We start from the raw sequence: 16,241 nt of genomic DNA, 5'->3' as shown, positions 1-16,241 counted from the left end.
CTGGGGAGGCGGGCATTTGTGCGTTCGAAGGTTCGACTACGGTTTGTCCTGATGTGGAACCATCGGGACGAGCCGACCGCCGCACCCCGTGACCCTGACGTCCGAGGAGCCAATCGATGAGCGACCCCACCAACCCGGCAGGTCCCGAGAACCGGACCGACGACGCCGGCGCGGACACCACCGAACTGGCTCCCGTCCCACCAGTCGACCCGAAGCCCGCCGAGCCGACGGCAGCCGAACCGAAGGCAGCCGAGGCGAAGGCGGCCGGGGGGACGGCTGTTGCGGCGAAGGATGGGTCGGCGGGTGCGGAGCCGAAGAAGAAGTTGTTGCGGCGGTTCAAGGTTCGTGGGCCTTGGGTGACGGTTGGTAGTGCGGTCGTGGTGCTGATCGTGCTGGCACTGCTCGGGTACGTGTGGGGCCTCGGTCCGCTCAGCCGGCTGAACGCGGAGCGTGCGATCACCCCGCCCGCCAACGTCGCGGGCCTCGACCGGATCACCGACCCCGAGATCCGCAGCCAGGCACAGCTCGATCAGACCCGTGACGCGTTGAGCCGGATCAACGACGGCAAGAAGGTGATGGTCGAGGCGTACGGCAGCCTGGAGGGCGACCGGTTCTACGTGCTGATCGCGCTCCGCGGCCGGGTCGACATCGACAAGGTCGTCGCGGACTCCGGTGCGAGCGCGGACAAGGTCAAGAAGATCGGCAACTCCACCTGCATCGAAGCCGCCGGCAACCTGCCGACCCAGTGCTACCGCGGCTCCAACACCCTCACCGTCATAGCCCAGTCCGCCAACGAAGGCGTAGCAGTAGACCAGGTAGAACCCATAGCCGAACAAGCCTTCAAAGCCATGCGCTGAGTCAGGTGAGTAGGCCGGCTATGAGGATCATTACGGGGATTGAGAGCAGGGTGCTGAGGAGGACTGCGCTGCGGGCCAGGGTTCGGCTGGCTCGGTAATGGACGGCGTAGACGTAGACGTTTTGGGCTGTGGGTAGGGCGGCCAGGAGGGTTGGGGCCAGGAGGGCCGTGCCGTGGAGGTCCAGGGCCCAGCGGGCGATTGTGTACGCCGCCAGTGGTTGCACGAACGTCTTTAGCGCAACGGCGAGTACCACGTCCCGCCGTACGATGATCGAATCCTTGGTGCCTGCGCTCAGGCTGAGGCCGTATGCCACCAGCGCGACGGGAACCGCTGCTGCCGCGACCAGGTCGATCGGTCGCATCACCAGCTCCGGCAGCCGTACGCCGACCACCGACACCAGCAGCCCGAGCAGCGATGCCACCGTCAACGGATTGCGGAACGGCCGCGTGACGATCGTCCGCAGCGACACCCGTCGGCTACTCCCCTGCCGGTCACCGTCCAGTACGGCGAACGCCACCGGCGCCATGATCAGCACCTGGAACAACACGATTGGCGCAACCAACGCACCGTCCCCCAGCACGTACGCCGCCACCGGTACGCCGAGATTCCCCGCGTTCACGTACGACGACGCGAGCACACCGATCGTCGCCTCGGACCGCGTGCGCCGCCAGATCACCGCGGCGATCAACAGGAACAACGCCTGCACCACGAACAGGCTCACCAGGTTGGTGACGAGCACCACCGAGAAGATCGCCCGCAGATCCGCCCGCGCGACGGTCGTGAACAGCAGCGCCGGAGTCGCCACGAAGAACGCCAGCCGGGACAGAACGAGCTCGTCGTCCTTCCGCAGTACGCCGAAGAGGCCGACGACGTACCCGAGCACGGCCACAGCGACCAACGCGCCGAAGGCACCGACGACGGCGGACATCTCAGCTACTCAGCGGGATGGACACCTGTCGATCGTAGGGGTAACCGCTGTCCGCGACAGGTGGGTGCTCAGGAGCTGGATGGTGACGTGCGGCACCTCGTGATGATGCCGGCCATGACTGCCCGGAACTGTTCCCGATCGGCAGCGCTGAGATGCCCGATCAGGTCATTGAGGGCCTCGCCGACCTCGGCGTGGAAGGCGATCGCGGCGCGACGGCCGACGTCGGTCAGCGTCACCTGAACGGCGCGCCGATCGCCCGGGACCGGCGAGCGCTCGGCCAGGCCGCGCTTCTCGGCGCGGTCCATCAGACCGGTGAGCGCGGCCTTCTCGACCCCGAAGCACTGCGCGAGCTCGGCCATGCCCTTGGGCCCGTCGAGCAGGACGCACAGCAGCTTCGCCTGCACCGGCGTCAGGTCATGCCCCTCGGAGATGCCCGCGTAGAGCCCCTGAATCACCCCGGTGAGCTGTACCAGTCCGCCGGCGACATCCAGCTCCGCGGGATCCACGCCGGCGCCATGGACCTGGGCGAACCCAGCGAATCGCCCGCCGCGGGGGCGGGCGCGTTCCGGGGAAGTTTCCGTCTTGCTCACCTCTCCACGGTACATGGGATGTATAGTTAATGACACATACAGTAAATGCTATTAACTATCAGAGGAGAACCGATGTCCTTCAGCGAAGCGGAGATCGCCTATCTGCGGTCCCAGCCCCTGGGCCGCCTCGCCACCGTCTCGGGCGACGGTCAGCCGGACGCCGTCCCGGTCGGTTTTGAGTACGACGGGACGCACCTCTACATCGGCGGGATCGACCCGGTCCGCACCCGCAAGTACCGCAACGTCCGTGACGGCAACACCAAGGTGGCCTTCGTCGTCGACGATCTGGTGTCCACACGTCCGTGGATCCCGCGCTATCTGCGGATCTACGGCGAGGCGGAGCTCGTCGAGCGCGACGGTCAGTTCGGTACGTCGACGTACCTGCGGATCACGCCGACCGTGTCCTGGAGCTTCAACCTCGAGGGCCGCCCGTTCACCCACGACACCAAGCTCATCACGACGCGCACCGTCCACACGTCCGAGGCGGTGACGAGCCGATGAGCTTCGACACTCGCCCTGGCTCTCGCGGCGCTCGGCAGCCCGGCGGCCGGCTCCTGCACTGGTTCAACAGGTTCAACGCCCGTCGCATCCGGCGCCGCGGCGGCGGCAAGTTCCGGGGCGGCGACGCGTTGGTACTGCGGACGATCGGGCGGAAGTCCGGCACCGAGCGAGCGACGCCGGTCGCCTGGTTCGCGGACGCGGACGGCAACCGGCTGATCGTCGCCTCCGCGGCCGGCGCGGCCGGCAACCCGGCGTGGTACTACAACCTGGCCGCGAACCCTGACCGGGTCCGCATCGAGGTCGCCGGCGAGGCGATCGAGGTCCGCGCCGAGCAGTTGCACGGAGCGGAGCGTGCGGAGGCATGGGAGCGCATCACCGCAGCAGCGCCCGGTTTCGCGAAGTACCAGCAACAGACCGATCGCGAGCTCCCGGTCATCCGGCTTCTCGAGTGGCGCTGAACGGTCACCTGGAAGATGCTGACAAGTCAGAGCGAGGTCTAGAAAGATTCCACCGCCTGCTCGGAGGATAGGCGGCATGACTACTTCCGCTCGAGTGTTCAAGGCTGCCCTCAGCACGGCCGCGGTGTTCGGCGTACTGGCGACTGGACTGTCGACTGCCGGCGCCGCACCGGCGCGCCAGCAAACGATCCTGCAGGGCCTGCCGATCGGGGACGCCGATCTCGTCGAGACCCGGACAGACCGCACGCTGGCGCGCGGCGTGACGCTGACCCGGATCGTCCGTGGCACCGACCCGGCGCCGGCCGACCAGATCAACACCACGCCGCGCGGCCCCTGGGTCGTCAACGTGCTCACGATCGACCCGCGGACCGCCGACGGCCGCCTGAAGACGACGTACGGCCCTGACCTGGCCCGGGTCGAGAAGACCTCGGACCTGGTGAAGTCGTCCGGCGCGCTGGCCGGCGTGAACGCGTCGTTCTTCACCTTCACCGCGAACCCGCAGTACCCGGGCGACCCGGTCGGTCTCGGCCTCTTCGACGGCAAGCTGCTCAGCGAGCCGCTCGCCGATCCGACCGAGGCCAACCTCGTAATCGATGCCAAGAGCAACAAAGTGGTGACCGGTCACCTGCGCTGGACCGGCGCCGTCCGCAATCTCTTGACCGGGACTGAGCTCCCGCTCGAGTTCCTCAACCACCCGCCGGTGATCCCGGCCGCGTGCGCCACGCTTCCCGACCAGACCGCCTGCACGGCGCCGGGTGACGTCGTCCGGTTCACACCCGAGTTCGCCGCCGCGACTCCGGCCGGCGCCGGCGTCGAGGTCGTACTCGACCGCCGCGGTTGCGTCGTCCGTACGTCGACCACGCGCGGTACGGCGCTCAGCCCGAGCCAGACGTCCTTGCAGGCGACCGGCCAGGACACCGTCGCGCTCCTGAAGCTGGCAAAGGGCTGCCTGCGTACGGACCTCGCGGTGTCGGACGAGAACGGCCGAAAGGTCCCGCTGCGCAGCGGTCTGTACGGCGCGACCGGTCGCTACCAGCTGACGAAGAACGGCGAGATCGTCGTGCCGGACGGCACCGGCAGCTTCTTCGATCGCAACCCGCGCACGATCGCCGGCACCACGCGGGGCGGCAAGATCGTCCTCGCCACCATCGACGGCCGCCAGACCACGAGCGTCGGCACCACGATGGACGAGACCGCCGCGGTCGCCAAGGCGCTCGGCCTGTACGACGCCATCAACCTCGACGGCGGCGGCTCCACCACGATGGCACTCGGCGACGGCACCGTCGTCAACCACCCGAGCAACACCGGCGGCGCCGAGCGCGCAGTCGGCGACGCGATCGTCTTCGTCCCCAACCGCTGATCCGGTAGTACGTTGAAAGCATGCGACTGCTGCTGTTGGTGGCTGTGCTGATGAGCGCAGCCGCCTGCAGCGGCGCCGGGTCCGGGAAGGAGCCTGCCGTGACCGCACCCTCGAGCATCACAGTGACCAGTCCGGCATTCCACGACGGCGAGATGATCCCACGCAAGTACACCTGCGACGGCGAGGGTGTTCCGCCACCGCTGGCCTGGAGGGACATCCCCGCCAACTCCGGAGCGTTGGCTCTGGTCGTCGACGACCCCGATGCACCGCACGGCACCTTCACCCACTGGATCGTGCTCGACCTCGAAGCGGCTGCCGCGTCCCTGGCTGAAGGGGGCGTGTTGCCGGGCGTGAAGCAGGCCAAGAACTCCGCCGGCAAGACCGGGTACTACGGCCCCTGTCCGCCGAGCGGTACGCACCACTACCGCTTCACCGTCTACGCGCTGTCCGGCGCGACAGGCCTCCTGGACGGCGCCGGCCTCGACGAAGCCCTGAAGGCGATCGACGCCAAGACCATCGCTCGCGGCCGGATCACCGCCCTGTACTCCCGCTGAGCTTGTGTGATGCAGGTCACACAACCCCAGTCATTGACGTTCTGACTACGTAGACAGAACCTGACTGCGTAGTCAGAACGTGTCGAGCTGGAGGCTCCATGACCGTGGCGAAACCGGGCTTCGAGGACGGTCGGACGCGCCGTCGTCCCGGGAGTACGGACGTCGCCCGGCTCGCCGGTGTGTCGCAAAAGACCGTGTCCCGGGTCATCAACGGCGAGCCGTACGTCAAGGAGGAAGTCCGGCTCCGGGTCCAGGCCGCGATGCGGGAGCTCGGGTACCGCCGCAACGATGCCGCGCGAGCGCTGAACTCCGGCCGCACCCAACGGATCGGCGTCGTCTGCCTCGGTACGGCGCTGTTCGGGCCGGCGACGCAGTTGGTGGCGATCGAACGCACCCTCCGCACCACCGGCTACTCGGTCAGCATCGTCAACACCCTCGAAGGCGACACCGTCGCCGACGCGATCGAGCACCTGCTCGTGCAAGGGGTGGACGGCATCATCTTGTCCGAACCGATCGACGAGGGCGGCGATGCCCGGCCGATCGACGTCGACATCCCGGTGCTCAGCTTCGGACGGCTCCCGGGCCTCACCGCGAAGCCGAGCCTGGACACCGGCGGCGACAACGTCGACGCCGGCCGGGCCGCGACCGAACATCTGCTCGGCCTCGGACACCGGACGGTCTGGCACGTCGCCGGCCCGCATCGCTGGTGGGCCGCCCGGGAACGGATGGCCGGCTGGCGAGAGGCTCTTGCCGACGCCGGCGCCCCGGAACCACCTGTGCTGGAAGGTGATTGGCTCCCCGCTTCCGGCTACGCGGCCGGTCAGCAGCTGGCAGCCGACGACGACGTCACCGCGATCTTCGTCGCCAACGACGACATGGCCATCGGTGTCCTGCGCGCGCTCACTGAGGCCGGCCGATCGGTCCCCGACGACGTCAGCATCGTCGGATTCGACGACATCCCGACGGCGGCGTTCCTGACTCCCCCACTGACCACCGTCCCGCAGGACTTCGACCTCCACGTCGCCCGCGGGATCGAAAGCCTCGTCAAGGAGATCGAGTCGCCTACCGGCGGCCGGTTCCCCGCGCCGGAGCGACCCTCGCTCCGGCTGGTCATCCGCCACTCCACCGCCGCTCCACCCGAGCGGCACCGCTGAACCCACACGTCCGCCCTGACGGGCGGTCCGCACCGGTCGGCCGAGGCCGCGATCCCGGGTGAAGTCTGCTCAGATCCCAAGGAGTTGTTCCACGTGTTCCGTTCCCAACGCACATCCCTGCGGCGCCGCGTTGCGCTCGCCGCGGCACTCGTCCTCAGCGGCAGTCTCGCCCTGGCCGCCTGCGGCGGTGGCGGTGACAGCTCCGGCGGCCAGCCCGCGGCGGCCAAGACCGTCAGCCAGGCCGACATCGACAAGGCCATGTCCACGCCCACCGACCTCACGTTCTGGACCTGGGTACCGAACATCCAGAAGGAAGTCGACCTGTTCCAGAAGAAGTACCCCGCGATCAAGGTGAAGGTGGTCAACGCCGGGCAGGGCGGGCCGCAGTACACCAAGCTGCGCACTGCCCTGAAAGCCAAGGCCGGCTTCCCGGACGCCGTTCAGATCGAGTTCCAGTACATCCCGACGTTCTCGCTCACCAAGAGCCTGATGGACCTGCGCCCGTACGGCGCCGAGGCGCTGAAGGACAAGTTCGTCGGGTGGACCTGGCAGCAGGTGGTCGGCGCAGGAGGCGAGGTCTGGGCGGTCCCGCAGGACAGCGGACCGATGGGGATGCTCTACCGCAAGGACATCTTCGACAAGTACGGCATCGCCGTACCCAAGACCTGGGACGAGTTCGCCGCGGCGGCCCGCAAGTTGCACGCCGCGGATCCCAAGGTCTACCTGACGAACCTCGCGCAGAGCCAGGCCGGCGTGTGGTTCGGCCTGCTCTGGCAGGCCGGCGTGAAGCCGTTCGAGAACACCGGTGCCGACTCGGTCAAGGTCGATCTGAACGGCGCGGAGTCCAAGAAGGTCGCCGACTACTGGAGCGGACTGATCAAGGACGGCTCGGTCTCGACCGACGCCGACTTCAACGACCAGTGGTACCAGGCGCTGAACCGTGGCAAGTACGCCACCTGGATCACCGCCGCGTGGGGCCCGGTCTTCCTCGAAGGCAGTGCGAAGGCGACCAGCGGCAAGTGGCGCGCGGCACCGCTCCCGCAGTGGGAGGCGGGCAAGAACGTCTCCGGCAACTGGGGCGGCTCGACGACCGCGGTCGTGCAGGGGACGAAGAACCCGATCGCGGCGGCGAAGCTCGCCGAGTTCATCAACACCGATCCCGAGTCGACGAAGATGTTCGCGACCCAGCAGTTCCTCTTCCCGGTGACGAAGTCCCTGCTGGCGGACACGTCGTTCGTCGACCGCCCGCTGCCCTTCTACGGCGGCCAGACGGTGAACAAGCTGTTCGCCGGGATCAGCGACACCGTGGACACGAAGTTCCAGTGGCCGCCGTTCCTGGACCAGGCCTACAGCGACTGGGGCGAGACCGTCGGTAAGTCGTTCGCGAACAAGAGCGACACCAGCGCCGCACTCGACCAGTGGCAGGACCGAACCACGAAGTACGCGAAGAACCAGGGCTTCAAGGTCGGGCAATGAGCGTCAACACGACCGATCGGCTCGGCGCGCGGGCGCCGAGTCGTGCCGAGGTTCGCCGGCGAGCGCGTGGCGTGAGCCGCGCCCGGACCGGTTACCTCTTCGTCGCTCCGTTCATGCTGGTCTTCCTCGGCCTGCTGGTGTTGCCACTGGCCTATGCGGCGTACCTGAGCCTGTTCCAGGAGCGGCTGATCGGCGGCACGGTGTTCGCCGGGCTCAGCAACTACACCCGGGCGCTGACCGATCCGCGGCTGCTGCACGGAGTCGGCCGGGTCGGGCTGTTCTTCCTGATCCAGGTGCCGATCATGCTCGCGATCGCCTTGTTCGCGGCGCTGGCCATCGACAGCGGTCTGCTCCGGGTGGCGAAGAGCTTCCGGCTCGGCATCTTCTTGCCGTACGCCGTCCCGGCCGTGGTCGCCACCCTGATGTGGGGCTACCTCTACGGCCAGGACTTCGGCCCGTTCGCCCAACTGGCCGACAAGCTGAGCATGTCGCCGCCGAAGTTCCTCAGCAGCGACTGGATGCTCGGTTCGATCGCGAACATCGTCACCTGGGAGTTCACCGGCTACAACATGATCATCCTGTACGCCGCTCTGCGGGCCGTGCCGCACGACCTGTACGAGGCCGCCGCGGTGGACGGCGCCGGGGCGATCCGGACCGCGTGGAGCATCAAGATCCCGGCGCTCCGGCCGGCCCTGCTGGTCTGCCTGATCTTCTCGGTCATCGGCAGTTTCCAGTTGTTCAGCGAGCCGCAGCTGATGCAGCGGCTCGCGCCCAGCGTCATCGACAGCGGCTACACACCGAACCTCTACGCGTACACGCTGGCCTTCACCGGTCAGGAAGTGAACTACGCCGCGGCAGTCTCGTTCCTGCTCGGCGCGGTCATAGTCGTCGCGTCGTACGCCGTCCTGCTGGTCACGACCCGAAGGAGCCGCTCATGAGGGCACGACACAGCAACGTGCTGACGATCTTCATGGTGGCGTTGCTGATCTACTTCCTGCTGCCGTTGTTCTGGTTGTTCGTCGCCTCGACCAAGACGGTGGGCGACCTGTTCTCGAGCTTCGGCCTGTGGTTCGCCGGCGACTTCTCGCTGTGGTCCAACATCCGCGCGACCGTGACGAACGGCGACTGGGTGTTCTCCCGCTGGATGGCCAACACGGTCTTCTACGCGGTGGTCAGCGCGGGCGGGGCGGCGTTCCTCTGCGCGCTCGCCGGGTACGGCTTCGCCAAGTACCGGTTCCGGGGGAACGCCGCGATGTCCGGACTCGTGCTCGGCGCGATCATGGTGCCGACCACGGCTCTCGCGATCCCGACGTACCTGCTGTTCAGCAAGGCCGGGCTGGTGAACACGCCGTGGGCGATCATCCTGCCGTCCCTGGTCAGCCCGTTCGGCCTGTACCTGATGCGGATCTACGCCCAGGACGCGGTTCCGGACGGGATCATCGAGGCCGCCCGGATCGACGGCGCGGGCGAGTTCCGGATCTTCTTCCAGGTCGCGGCCCGGATGCTTGCCCCGGGCATCGTCACGGTGGTGCTGTTCACGCTGGTGGCGACCTGGAACAACTACTTCCTGCCGCTGATCATGCTCAACAACCCCGATCTCTACCCGGTCACGCTGGGCCTCGCGCAGTGGTCGTCGCAGGCCAGTGCCGGCGGCGGGACGACCGGTGCCGTGCTGTCCCTGGTGATCACCGGTTCGTTCCTGTCGGTGATCCCGCTGATCGCCGCGTTCCTGCTGCTGCAGCGGTACTGGCAGTCGGGGCTGGCCTCCGGCGGCATCAAAGCCTGATTCCCTTCTGAGCTTGGAGAAACTACTGTGCACGAACGTGTGCTTTTCGGAGCTGCGTACTATCACGAATATCAACCGAACGACCGGCTCGAGCTCGATCTCGACCTGATGGCCGAGGCGCGGTTCTCGGTGATCCGGGTGGGCGAGTCGGTGTGGTCGACGTGGGAGCCGGAGAACGGGCGGTTCGACCTGGACTGGCTGCAGCCCGTTCTCGACGGCGCGCACTCCCGCGGTATCGCGGTGCTCCTCGGCACCCCGACGTACGCCGTCCCGCCGTGGCTGGCCCGCCTGTACCCGGAGATCACCGGGGAGCGTAAGACGGGTCAGCGGATCGGGTGGGGCGCGCGGCAGGAGGTGGACTTCACTCACCCCGGCTTCCGCTTTCACGCCGAGCGGGTGGTCCGCAAGATCGTGGAGCGGTACGCCGATCACCCGGCCGTGATCGGGTTCCAGGTCGACAACGAGCCGGGGAACGAGCTGCTCCACAATCACGGGGTGTTCCAGCGCTTCGTGGACAGCCTGCGGCACAAGTACGGCGACGTACAGACGCTCAACGACGCGTGGGGCCTGGTGTACTGGTCACATCGCCTCTCGGACTGGGCGGACCTGTGGACGCCGGACGGCAACGTGCAGCCGCAGTACGACGTCGCGTGGCGGCAGTTCCAGGCCGAGCAGACCACCGACTTCATCGGGTGGCAGGCCGACATCGTCCGCGAGTACGCGCGCCCGGACCAGTTCGTCACCACCTGCATCTCGTACGGGCGGCCTGCTGCGGACGACGAGGAGCTGGTACGACGTCTCGACGTGACGGCCGGCAATCCGTACTACGCGATGCAGGACGGTCTGCTCCATCCGCAAACCGGACACACGTCGCAGACCTGGACCACCAACGGGGTGTGGGCGCTGTACCAGAGCGCGGACCGCATGTACTCGTCGCAACAACGGCCGTTCCTCGTCACCGAGACGAACGCACAGTCCATCGGCTCTCCGTGGGACAACCGGCCCGCGTACGACGGGCAGTGGCGCCAGGCCGCCTGGGCGCTCGTCTCGCGGGGAGCCAGCATGATCGAGTACTGGCACTGGCACACCCTGCACTTCGGCGCCGAGACCTACTGGGGCGGAGTGCTGCCGCACAACGGGCTGCCGGGCCGCACCTATCGCGAGATCGCCCGTCTCGGTGCGGAACTGGAGACCGCCGGGTCGCTGGTGACAGGTCTCACGCCGGACAGTGACGTGACGATGCTCTTCTCGCTGCCGAGCAAGTGGCTCATGGAGAAGTACCCGCCGCTCTCGCGCGAGGACGGCAGCCCGGACCACCAGTCGTACCACGGGCTGTTCGATCCCTTCTACCGTGGGGCTTTCGACGCCGGGCTGCAGGTGCGCATCCTGCATGTCAGTCAGTTCACCGGTGCGGTCGACGAGCACCCGGTGCTCGTCGTACCAGGGCTGTACCTCGCGGACGACGAACTGCTGAGCCGCCTGCTGGCCTACGCCGCGGCCGGCGGCCATCTGGTGGTCGGTCCGCGGACTGGTTATGCGGACCACGAGGCGCGGGCGCGTACGGCGACAATGCCGGCCGGACTCGCTGACGCGGCCGGTGTCTGGTACGACGAGTACAGCAACGTCAGCGCGGAGCTGCCGGTCCGGTCAACGACCCTGGACCTCGGTGACGACGCGGCCGCGACCCGGTGGGTCGACGGCCTCCAGGTGGAGGGCGCCGACGTGCTCGCGAGCTACGAGCACCCACACTTCGGTCGATGGCCGGCGATCACCACCCGCGCCCATGGCGACGGCCGCATCACGTACGTCGGCACCGTTCCCAACGCGCCGTTGGCCGCCGCCCTGCTGCGGTGGATCAAGCCAAGCCCTTGGCAGGACCTACCGAGCAGTGTGACGGTCACGTCGGCCACAACCACGGACGGACGCCGGCTGCGGTTCGTGCACAACTGGTCCTGGGACAGCGTGAGCATCGACCTGCAAGACCCGGTGTACGACGTACTGGCCGCCGCCTCGCCCGGGGACAAGCTCCACCTCGGGCCTTGGGACGTCCGGGTGCTGTTGGTTCAGTAGCCGTAGTTGCCTCCGCCAGAGGACGAGGGTGCCTGGGTGGCCGCGGCCGAGGTGGTCGCGGCGTGCCAGGTGAAGTCGACGCCGGAGAAGGCGTCGGCGAAGTTGTTGCCCTTGGCCTCGCCGGCGGCGGTGTCGAGTTTGAAGGTGTAGAGCGGCTTGCCCTGGAAGGTGAGCTGCTCTGCGCCGGTGTCGGAGCGCTTGATCGTCGCCAAGCCCTTCACCGCCTGCGCGTCGCCGGTCGCGGGCATCCAGAAGCTCAGGCAGTTGCCGGTGCACTTGATCGCGCCGCCGGCCTCCTGGTCGGCGAAGTACAGCGTCTTCCCGGAAGCGTCGACCAGCGTCTGACCGACACCGCTGACGTCCTTCACCGAGACAGCGGCCGCCGCGGGACCGCCACCACCGGAAGGTTGTGCGTCGGCACCGCAGGCGGTGAGCGCGCCGAGCGCCGCCACCGTTGCTCCTAGCAACAAGATTGTGGTTTTCATCGAGATCTCCTCTCCTCCACAGATACGCGAGATCCGGCCCGGCGGTTCAGTTGAACCTTTCACCGCCGTACCGCGTATTCCCCGGGTGTGGATGACGACACGGTGATCCGCGCGCTGTACGACAAGTACCGGCGGCCGCTGTTCGGGTACGTCCTGCGCTCCGTGGGCGACCGGCAGTACGCCGAGGACATCGTGCAGGAGACGATGACGCGCGCCTGGACGCATGCGGCCGACCTGGACCCGGACCGGGCCGGACGCTGGCTGTTCACGGTTGCGCGCAACCTGGTGATCTCCGGGCGACGCAGGCAGAGCGCGCGGGTGACGGCCGATCGAGGACCGCGAGTTCCCCGCGCTCGGCGACGACATCGATCGCGTGCTGCAGGTCTGGCAGGTGATCGACGTATTGCGGGGACTCAGCAAGGACCACCGGCAGGTGATCGTCGAGCTGTTCTACCGTCGGCTCACCGTCAACGAGGCGGCCGCCGTCCTCGGTGTACCCCCGGGAACGGTGAAGTCGCGCAGCTACTACGCGCTGCACGCGTTGCGCGCCGCACTGGAGGAACGAGGGGTGACTGGCTCATGACGTGCCCGGAGACGATGTCGATCGGCGCCTTTGTGCTCGGTGCGCTGGAGGCATCCGAGCGTCGCGCGGTCGAGGAGCACCTCGTGACCTGTACGGCCTGCCGCGAGACGTTGCTCCAGTTCGCGCCTCTGCCGGGGCTGCTGCACGCCGTACCGGTCGAGGACATCGAAGTGGAGCAGCCGGAACCCGCACCGCTCCAGCTGAGCAAGAAGAGGCGGCCGCAGTGGGTGCTGGCCGCCGCGGCAGCGTCAGCGATGGCTGGTGTCGCCAGCTGGGGCCTGCTGTCCGCGCCGGCGTCAGCAACGTGGACAGCGACGGACGGGGTTGGCGGTCTGGACACCACGGCCAAGCTGGTCAGCCGTGGCTGGGGTACGGACATCCAGCTCCGGTTGACCGACCTGAAGCCGTACGAGCACTGCATGCTCGTCGTCCACGGCCGCGACGGAACTGTAGAGACAGCCGGCTGGTGGGCAGCTAACGGCAGCTACCACGCACAGGTTCCCGCGAGTACGTCGATCCCGCTCCGCGACATCGACCACCTCGAAGTCGTCGACGCAGGGGACACCGTACTGAGCACGGTGTCCCCCACGACGCGCTGACTCACCAGCTGTTGTTGGAGATTCCCGTGCCTAGGTAGACCTGGTCGTACGTGTTTCCGTCGTTGTCGTCGGTGTAGGCGACCGCTACTTCGGCGAACGGCGACACCGCGACCGTCATCTGCTCCTGCCTACCTGTAGCCACGGAGCTCAGCCGCTGCGCCGACAGCCGACCCGTGTCGGTGCCGTCGGTACCGAAGCCACGTACCCACACGTCCGGATCAGCACCGGCCACTGTCCAGCCAACGACCGTCTGCGACTGGTCGTCGATGCCAATCGACGGTGCCACACCAGCAGCCGCGACCTGTACGTCGGCGTACCGAGCAGTGCCCGCGGTGTTGAACGCACGCGTCGCGACGGCACCGGCCGACTCCCAGGCGACCGCGAAGTCGCCGTTGAAGTTGGCTGCCGCAGCTGGATGCGTCTGCTGACCTGTGGTGCTCGAGTTGGCGACGCGGCGCGACAGCGTGGCTGCACCGTTGGTGCGGCCCAGCCGGATCAGTCCGATGTTGTAGTCGCCATTGGCGTCGCCGTCCTCGTCCCACACGACGACCGCGTCGCCTGACGCCGACACGGCCACATCCGGGTTGTGGTGCTGACCGGTGGTCTGCGAGGCGGTCACCTCCCAGGCGCGTGTGGTCGGTCCGGTGAAGCCCGCTGCCTTCACTGTTGCCGGCGTACCGGTCTGGATGTCTTCCCACGCCACGGTGAACGCGACTGCAGCACCGGACGGTGCGCCGTCCGGGTCGACAGCGACTCGCGGGTTGATCTGCTGGCCGGTCGAGCTGCTGTTGGAGTTGCCGGACGCTGTGACGGTACCGGCGGTGTTCACGACGCGGTACGGGATGTTGTAGTACCCGTTGCCGTCCGGGTCGTCCTGCCACACCACGACCGCGTTGCCCTTGTCGTCCAGGCCGACGTCCGGGTGCAGGTGTCGCCAGTTCGTCACACCGCTACTGCCACCCGCGGACAGCTTCGTCTCGTACACCGCGGTGCCGTTGCGGAAGAGCCGCAGGTAGATCTCGCTGTGCACGTTGTCGGTCGCGTTGTCGGTGTCGCGGTCGTCCTCCCACGCCACCGCGACGTACCCGTTGCGGTTGATCGCAACGGAGGCCGCGTCCTGGTCGCCGGTGGAGACACTGTTCGCCGTCACCCAGGTGGGAGCAGCAATGTGCGCCTCGGCGGTGGTCGCGGTGAAGGTCAGCACCGTCGCCGCGATCGCTGTAACAGCAAGCGTCTTCTTCATCGTCACACCGCCTGCAGTCCGGGTTGACCCTCTTGGATGACGAACGATTTCGCCGTACTCACCGCGGCGCCGTGCTCCGAAACCTTCGCGACAGCACGGAAATCGGCCCGCAACTGGGTCGGGCTGATCGTCGTCCGGACGTAGCCGCGACGGTTCTGGTAGAACCGCAGCCACGGGTTCTCCGCGAGGTTCGGGATCGTGGTGGCTCCGTCGCCGTCGCCGCTCGAGGTGACGGAGCTCGTCACCAGCTCGGACCCGATGACGGCCGAGTTCGCGTTGCTGTAGTCGGCTTTCAGGTCGCTGGCCCACGCGCGATGGACGTCACCGGTCAGGACGACCGGGTTGCGGGTTCCGCGGTCGATCCAACCTTGCTGGATGCGGGCCCGCGAGGCGCGGTAGCCGTCCCACGAGTCCATGCTCCCCGCACCGGCCGAGTCGAACCGGCGAGCGAAGAAGACCTGCTGCCCAAGGATGTCCCACGTGCCGTAGTGCTGGTTGAGACCGTCGAGCAGCCAGGTCTCCTGGGTGTTGCCCGGCAGACTGCGGCTGGCGAGGTCAGCGTCGGAGCACACCTTCCAGCCGTCGCCACAGGCCTGGTCGTTGCGGTACTGCCGTGTGTCGAGCATGTGGAAGGTCGCGAGACTCCCCCAGCGCAGCCGGCGATAGAGCGGGATCGAGTTGCCGCTGTTCGCCTGGGCCGGCCGCAGCGGCATGTTCTCGTAGTACGCCTGGTACGCCGCGGTCCGCCGAGCGGTCCACTGCGCTGTCGTGAGAGACGGCGTACTGTCCGCCCGCACCATGTTGGCGTAGTTGTTCTCCACCTCGTGGTCGTCAGGTACGACGAGCCACGGGGCGACCGCATGTGCTGCCTGCAGATCGGGGTCCGACTTGTACTGCGCGTACCGGCGACGGTAGTCCGCGAGCGACACGATCTCGCTCGCACCCGCGTGCAGACGAGGCCTGCCGGTGGTGGCGCCGTACTCGTAGATGTAGTCACCCAGGAAGAGGATGAGGCCCGGGTTCTCCTCGGCCATGCGTCGGTAGACCGTGTAGTAGCCCTCCTCGTAGTGCGCACAGGAGGTGAAGGCCATGACCAGGTCACGCCCGTTGGTGCCCACGGCCGGAGCGGTCCGGGTGCGGCCGACGGGTGACAGATGGCCCTGCGCACGGAAGCGGTAGAAGTAGTCCGAGTCCGGGCTGAGGCCGCCCGCGATGACATGCACCGAGTGGGCGGAAGCGTACTGCGCTGTCACCGTGCCGTACGCGACCAGCGTGCTGAAGGTGTCGGTGGTCGACACCTGCCAGTCAACGGCGACGTCGGCGTTCGCCATGCCGCCTTGACCGTCGGCATTCAGCGGCGAGGGTGCCAGGCGGGTCCAGAGCACGACGCTGTTGGCGTCTGGCTCACCGGACGCGATACCGAGCTGGAACGGGTACGGGACGGCGGCGGTGGCGGTGATCACGGACGACTGGGCTGTTGCTGACGGGATAGCCGGGAGGGCGCCGGCCCCGGCCGCGGCGAGTCCGCCGAAAACAAGGGTCCTGCGACTGATTGGGCTCATGAGGCCTCACCTTCACGGGTACTCAGGGCGGTAGG

17 protein-coding genes and 1 pseudogene are annotated in these 16,241 nt (G+C 67.8%); 13 read left to right on the top strand and 5 right to left on the bottom strand.

What is annotated here, in order from left to right; translation table 11 throughout:
* Positions 1 to 116: 116 nt before the first annotated feature.
* A complete protein-coding gene (locus EV651_RS00855) occupies positions 117 to 857 on the top strand; it encodes a hypothetical protein (RefSeq protein WP_238156571.1) in 741 nt (246 codons plus the stop codon).
* Between the two features lies 1 nt (position 858).
* On the opposite strand, the gene EV651_RS00850 is transcribed toward EV651_RS00855, so the two are convergent.
* Together EV651_RS00850 and EV651_RS00845 are read right to left on the bottom strand one after the other, a co-directional pair.
* Entirely contained in the window at positions 859 to 1,785 is a 927-nt protein-coding gene (locus EV651_RS00850; protein ID WP_133780912.1) for an AEC family transporter, read from the bottom strand.
* Positions 1,786 to 1,853: 68 nt separating this feature from the next.
* Positions 1,854 to 2,375 (bottom strand): MarR family winged helix-turn-helix transcriptional regulator, encoded by a 522-nt coding sequence (locus EV651_RS00845; protein ID WP_133780910.1) that lies wholly within the window; start codon positions 2,373 to 2,375, stop codon positions 1,854 to 1,856.
* 72 nt (positions 2,376 to 2,447) lie between these two features.
* On the opposite strand from EV651_RS00845, the gene EV651_RS00840 reads away from it, so the two are divergent.
* The 9 genes from EV651_RS00840 (at position 2,448) to EV651_RS00800 (ending at position 11,734) form a co-directional block, all read left to right on the top strand.
* Positions 2,448 to 2,876, top strand: a complete 429-nt coding sequence (locus EV651_RS00840; RefSeq protein ID WP_133780908.1) for a PPOX class F420-dependent oxidoreductase — start codon at positions 2,448 to 2,450, stop codon at positions 2,874 to 2,876.
* Complete coding sequence (locus tag EV651_RS00835; RefSeq protein WP_133780906.1) at positions 2,873 to 3,334, top strand: nitroreductase/quinone reductase family protein; 462 nt, start codon at positions 2,873 to 2,875, stop codon at positions 3,332 to 3,334. The genes EV651_RS00840 and EV651_RS00835 overlap by 4 nt, the downstream gene beginning before the upstream one ends.
* A 76-nt stretch (positions 3,335 to 3,410) precedes the next feature.
* Positions 3,411 to 4,694 carry a phosphodiester glycosidase family protein gene (locus tag EV651_RS00830; RefSeq protein ID WP_133780904.1) on the top strand — a complete coding sequence of 428 codons (1,284 nt, stop codon included), beginning with the start codon at positions 3,411 to 3,413 and terminating at the stop codon, positions 4,692 to 4,694.
* A gap of 20 nt (positions 4,695 to 4,714) precedes the next feature.
* A complete protein-coding gene (locus EV651_RS00825; RefSeq protein ID WP_133780902.1) occupies positions 4,715 to 5,248 on the top strand; it encodes a YbhB/YbcL family Raf kinase inhibitor-like protein in 534 nt (177 codons plus the stop codon).
* Positions 5,249 to 5,346: 98 nt separating this feature from the next.
* A complete protein-coding gene (locus EV651_RS00820; RefSeq protein ID WP_133780900.1) occupies positions 5,347 to 6,402 on the top strand; it encodes a LacI family DNA-binding transcriptional regulator in 1,056 nt (351 codons plus the stop codon).
* Positions 6,403 to 6,495: 93 nt separating this feature from the next.
* Complete coding sequence (locus tag EV651_RS00815; protein WP_202870105.1) at positions 6,496 to 7,878, top strand: extracellular solute-binding protein; 1,383 nt, start codon at positions 6,496 to 6,498, stop codon at positions 7,876 to 7,878.
* Positions 7,875 to 8,816 carry a carbohydrate ABC transporter permease gene (locus EV651_RS00810; protein WP_133780897.1) on the top strand — a complete coding sequence of 314 codons (942 nt, stop codon included), beginning with the start codon at positions 7,875 to 7,877 and terminating at the stop codon, positions 8,814 to 8,816. Before EV651_RS00815 ends, EV651_RS00810 begins: the two co-directional genes overlap by 4 nt.
* A complete protein-coding gene (locus tag EV651_RS00805) occupies positions 8,813 to 9,664 on the top strand; it encodes a carbohydrate ABC transporter permease (RefSeq protein ID WP_133780895.1) in 852 nt (283 codons plus the stop codon). Before EV651_RS00810 ends, EV651_RS00805 begins: the two co-directional genes overlap by 4 nt.
* 39 nt (positions 9,665 to 9,703) lie before the next feature.
* Positions 9,704 to 11,734 carry a beta-galactosidase gene (locus EV651_RS00800; protein WP_133780892.1) on the top strand — a complete coding sequence of 677 codons (2,031 nt, stop codon included), beginning with the start codon at positions 9,704 to 9,706 and terminating at the stop codon, positions 11,732 to 11,734.
* On the opposite strand, the gene EV651_RS00795 is transcribed toward EV651_RS00800, so the two are convergent.
* Positions 11,728 to 12,219 carry a hypothetical protein gene (locus tag EV651_RS00795; RefSeq protein WP_133780890.1) on the bottom strand — a complete coding sequence of 164 codons (492 nt, stop codon included), beginning with the start codon at positions 12,217 to 12,219 and terminating at the stop codon, positions 11,728 to 11,730. The two genes, EV651_RS00800 and EV651_RS00795, sit on opposite strands and share 7 nt — an antisense overlap.
* Positions 12,220 to 12,306: 87 nt before the next feature.
* Here EV651_RS00795 and EV651_RS43175 point away from each other — a divergent pair.
* The 3 genes and pseudogenes from EV651_RS43175 to EV651_RS00785 all read left to right on the top strand — a co-directional run.
* Positions 12,307 to 12,471, top strand: a pseudogene (locus EV651_RS43175) (sigma factor); the annotation flags it as partial.
* A 121-nt stretch (positions 12,472 to 12,592) separates the two neighbouring features.
* The gene (locus tag EV651_RS42130) at positions 12,593 to 12,802 is read left to right on the top strand and encodes a sigma factor-like helix-turn-helix DNA-binding protein (RefSeq protein WP_238156639.1); all 210 of its coding nucleotides are present in this window, start codon (positions 12,593 to 12,595) and stop codon (positions 12,800 to 12,802) included.
* Positions 12,799 to 13,401, top strand: coding sequence for an anti-sigma factor (locus EV651_RS00785; RefSeq protein WP_133780888.1), 603 nt, complete (start codon positions 12,799 to 12,801; stop codon positions 13,399 to 13,401). The genes EV651_RS42130 and EV651_RS00785 overlap by 4 nt, the downstream gene beginning before the upstream one ends.
* 1 nt (position 13,402) lies before the next feature.
* On the opposite strand, the gene EV651_RS00780 is transcribed toward EV651_RS00785, so the two are convergent.
* Positions 13,403 to 14,644 carry a hypothetical protein gene (locus EV651_RS00780; RefSeq protein ID WP_133780886.1) on the bottom strand — a complete coding sequence of 414 codons (1,242 nt, stop codon included), beginning with the start codon at positions 14,642 to 14,644 and terminating at the stop codon, positions 13,403 to 13,405.
* A gap of 2 nt (positions 14,645 to 14,646) precedes the next feature.
* Entirely contained in the window at positions 14,647 to 16,206 is a 1,560-nt protein-coding gene (locus tag EV651_RS00775; protein WP_133780884.1) for an alkaline phosphatase, read from the bottom strand.
* Positions 16,207 to 16,241: the final 35 nt, after the last annotated feature.

Source organism: Kribbella sp. VKM Ac-2571 (genome assembly GCF_004362255.1).
GTDB classification, from domain to species: Bacteria; Actinomycetota; Actinomycetes; order Propionibacteriales; family Kribbellaceae; genus Kribbella; species Kribbella pratensis.
The sequence above is the reverse complement of the archived record's forward strand: the minus strand, read 5'-3'. Positions and strand labels throughout refer to the sequence as shown.

What these genes read in the sequence shown, in the direction of transcription:
- EV651_RS00850 (WP_133780912.1), bottom strand. Translation starts at nt 1,785, where the DNA reads ATGTCCGCCGTCGTCGGTGCCTTCGGCGCGTTGGTCGCTGTGGCCGTG.
- EV651_RS00825 (WP_133780902.1), top strand. Translation starts at nt 4,715, where the DNA reads ATGCGACTGCTGCTGTTGGTGGCTGTGCTGATGAGCGCAGCCGCCTGC.
- EV651_RS00810 (WP_133780897.1), top strand. Translation starts at nt 7,875, where the DNA reads ATGAGCGTCAACACGACCGATCGGCTCGGCGCGCGGGCGCCGAGTCGT.
- EV651_RS00780 (WP_133780886.1), bottom strand. Translation starts at nt 14,644, where the DNA reads ATGAAGAAGACGCTTGCTGTTACAGCGATCGCGGCGACGGTGCTGACC.
- EV651_RS00795 (WP_133780890.1), bottom strand. Translation starts at nt 12,219, where the DNA reads ATGAAAACCACAATCTTGTTGCTAGGAGCAACGGTGGCGGCGCTCGGC.
- EV651_RS00775 (WP_133780884.1), bottom strand. Translation starts at nt 16,206, where the DNA reads ATGAGCCCAATCAGTCGCAGGACCCTTGTTTTCGGCGGACTCGCCGCG.
- EV651_RS00855 (WP_238156571.1), top strand. Translation starts at nt 117, where the DNA reads ATGAGCGACCCCACCAACCCGGCAGGTCCCGAGAACCGGACCGACGAC.
- EV651_RS00835 (WP_133780906.1), top strand. Translation starts at nt 2,873, where the DNA reads ATGAGCTTCGACACTCGCCCTGGCTCTCGCGGCGCTCGGCAGCCCGGC.
- EV651_RS00840 (WP_133780908.1), top strand. Translation starts at nt 2,448, where the DNA reads ATGTCCTTCAGCGAAGCGGAGATCGCCTATCTGCGGTCCCAGCCCCTG.
- EV651_RS00805 (WP_133780895.1), top strand. Translation starts at nt 8,813, where the DNA reads ATGAGGGCACGACACAGCAACGTGCTGACGATCTTCATGGTGGCGTTG.
- EV651_RS00830 (WP_133780904.1), top strand. Translation starts at nt 3,411, where the DNA reads ATGACTACTTCCGCTCGAGTGTTCAAGGCTGCCCTCAGCACGGCCGCG.
- EV651_RS00785 (WP_133780888.1), top strand. Translation starts at nt 12,799, where the DNA reads ATGACGTGCCCGGAGACGATGTCGATCGGCGCCTTTGTGCTCGGTGCG.
- EV651_RS00820 (WP_133780900.1), top strand. Translation starts at nt 5,347, where the DNA reads ATGACCGTGGCGAAACCGGGCTTCGAGGACGGTCGGACGCGCCGTCGT.